The 2,449-nt window shown below is 71.0% G+C and carries 3 protein-coding genes and 1 pseudogene; all 4 read right to left on the bottom strand.

What is annotated here, in order from left to right:
* A partial coding sequence (locus tag R6V09_RS50855; RefSeq protein ID WP_317888205.1) for an aldehyde dehydrogenase family protein occupies positions 1-230 on the bottom strand: 230 nt, incomplete at its 3' end.
* Positions 231-286: 56 nt separating this feature from the next.
* Positions 287-748, bottom strand: a complete 462-nt coding sequence (locus R6V09_RS50850) for an ester cyclase (RefSeq protein WP_317888204.1) — start codon at positions 746-748, stop codon at positions 287-289.
* A gap of 3 nt (positions 749-751) precedes the next feature.
* Positions 752-1,552 (bottom strand): alpha/beta hydrolase, encoded by an 801-nt coding sequence (locus tag R6V09_RS50845; protein ID WP_317888203.1) that lies wholly within the window; start codon positions 1,550-1,552, stop codon positions 752-754.
* Positions 1,553-1,629: 77 nt separating this feature from the next.
* Positions 1,630-2,449, bottom strand: a pseudogene (locus R6V09_RS50840) (helix-turn-helix transcriptional regulator); the annotation flags it as partial.

The raw sequence follows: 2,449 nt of genomic DNA, 5'->3' as shown, positions 1-2,449 counted from the left end.
AAGACCGCCGCCCGCTGCTCCGGGCCGGTCCGCGCCCAGGCGCGCTGTGCCTCGCCCGCCGCGCGGCAGGCGCGATCCACGTCCTCGGTACCGGCCAACGGGATCTCGGCGAGTACGGCGTCGTCGTAGGGGTTGGTGTCGGTGAGTACGGAACCGGAGCCGCCGGAGCGCCACTCGCCGGCCAGGGGCATCCGGTCGAATCCGGCGTAGGGGGTGGGAGTCTCGGGCATGGCCTTCCTCCTTGTTGAGGTCGTGCTGTGTTGCGAGGTGTGCGTCGCGGTGGGCCTCAGTGGCCGACGGCCGGGATCTGGGCGGCGAGCAGGTGCGGCGGCAGGGCCCTGAGCTGCTGGAACAGGCCGAACTGGTCGATCACCGTCCAGTTCTCGAACACCTTGCCGTCGTGGAAGTGGAAGACCGTCAGGGCGCGGACCTCGACCCGCCGTCCCGTCGCGGCGAGCCCGCTGTAGTCGCCGGTGTGCGTGCCACGCCAGGTCAGTCGGGTCACGACCTTGTCGGCCACGGCGATCTGGTCCTCGATCATCACGTCGAGGTCGGGGAACCCGGTCAGCCGGTTGGCGACATTGCGCCTGGGGCCCTCGGTTCCCACCGTCCTTCCGTTGGTGCGGAAGTCGTGGGTGAAGATCTCGTCGGTGAGACCGACGTTCCCGGTGGCACCCTCCGTCAGCCAGCGCCGGGCGATCGCGGTGTTCCGTTCCTCCTCGCCGTGAGATTCCTCTGTGGGGGACATCGGCTACAGCCCCTGCTTGGCGAGCCAGCCGAGGCAGGTGTCCGCGACCGCGTGCCAGCCGTTGTCGACGGTGAGTGAGTGGCCCCGGTCGGGGAACTCGACGAGATCGGTCACCGCGGTCGAGTGACGGTACTGCTTGAGCGTGGACTTGGTGATGGCCTCCGGAACCGTGTGGTCCTGGCCGCCCATGATCAGCAGCAGCGGCCCGCGTTCGTCGTTGCCGGTGTCGACCGCCGCGGGTGAGTGCGGGGCGAAGTTGGCGCCGGCGGCCTCGAACAGCGGCTTGCCCGGCGCCGGGATGGTCCACTGGTCGTAGAGCGCGTCCGACTCCTCGGCACCGACCGCGTTTCCGAAGGCGAACCGGAACTGGTCGGCCGTCAGGGACACCGCCCGGTGTTTGTTGGCCGGGTTGGCGAACACCGGGAAGGTCGCGCGCAGCGCTGACAGTGGGAGCGGCAGTACGCCCTTGATCTGGGCCGCGTCGATGGCGATCGCGGCGGCTGCGAGATTCCGGCCCAGCAGCTTCTCGGCGATCATGCCGCCGAAGGAATGGCCGATCAGGATCGGCGGCTCCGGAAGCTCGTCGATGATGTCCGCGTAGTGCTCCACCACGTCGTCGATACCGTGGTCGGCGATGCTGTCCGGATGCGCGCGGGCGAGTTCGACGGTGTCCGCCGCACCCGGCCAGCCGGGTGCGACCGGGCGGTAACCCGCCTCCTCGAACAATTCCTCCCAGGGTGTCCAGGAGGAAGCGTGCAGCCAGAGGCCGTGGATGAAGACGACGGGTGTGCCGTTGCCGGTCATGGCGGGGTCCTTTCGCCGGGAGACGCGCCGGTATGTCGCTGTGCCTGCATGGTCACCGGCGGGGCGCGACCCCGGCTTCAGTCATGCGACTGTCCGTTCCTCCGGGCATCACGGAGCCGCTGCCGGTACATCGCCACGACGTCCGGCGGAAGGTGGAGCTGTTGCGCGATCTCCGTGTCCGGCAGACCGCCGGCGAGGAGCGCGCCGATCCGCCGCTCCCGCTCGGGTATGCCCGTCTGTCCGACCGTGGCGGGCCAGGCGGGCCGGGTGCCCACGGCCATCAGTTCCAGCCTGGTCCGGTCGCCCCAGGTGGCCGAACCCGCCCGGTCGAACGTGGCCTGCGCGGTGGCGAACAGCGCCGCCGCCTCGTCCGGACGGCCGTGACGGCGCAGCCAGGCACCGTAGGCGAGCTCGGTCCTCGCTCGAACCAGGGGCCATACGGAGAGGTCCTCGCGCAGTGCGGCCGAGTAGAGGTTCTCGGCGTCTTCCTCGGCGGCCAGTACGGCCCGCGCGTACGGCAGATGGGCGTGCAGGATCGGGGCAGGGGTCGTGAGCGCGATCTCCTCCATCTCCGCCAGCACCCGCCGGGCGTCCTCGCGGTCGCAGGCCCGGTCGGCTGCTTCGGCGAGGAATGTCAGACCGGTGAACCGCTCCCGCTGGTGGAAGCTCGGATCGGCCGGGTCGAACGCGCGGCGCAGCGCCCGGTAGGCGTCCTCGTTCCGACCGGCCGACAACCAGGCCACGCCCCGGGCCAACTGGACGCAGGACAGCAGGTCGTTGAGCCCGCGGCGGCCCGCCTCCAGTTCGGCTTCGGCCGCCAGCCGCAGGGCAACCTCCGCGTCGCCGCGCAGCGCGTGCAGGACCGAGCCGCACGCGAGAGTGCCGGTCCGCCAGGTC

Origin of the sequence: Streptomyces sp. W16 (genome assembly GCF_033194735.1) — a bacterium.
In the GTDB taxonomy this organism is placed as follows: Bacteria; Actinomycetota; Actinomycetes; order Streptomycetales; family Streptomycetaceae; genus Streptomyces.
The sequence above is the reverse complement of the archived record's forward strand: the minus strand, read 5'-3'. Positions and strand labels throughout refer to the sequence as shown.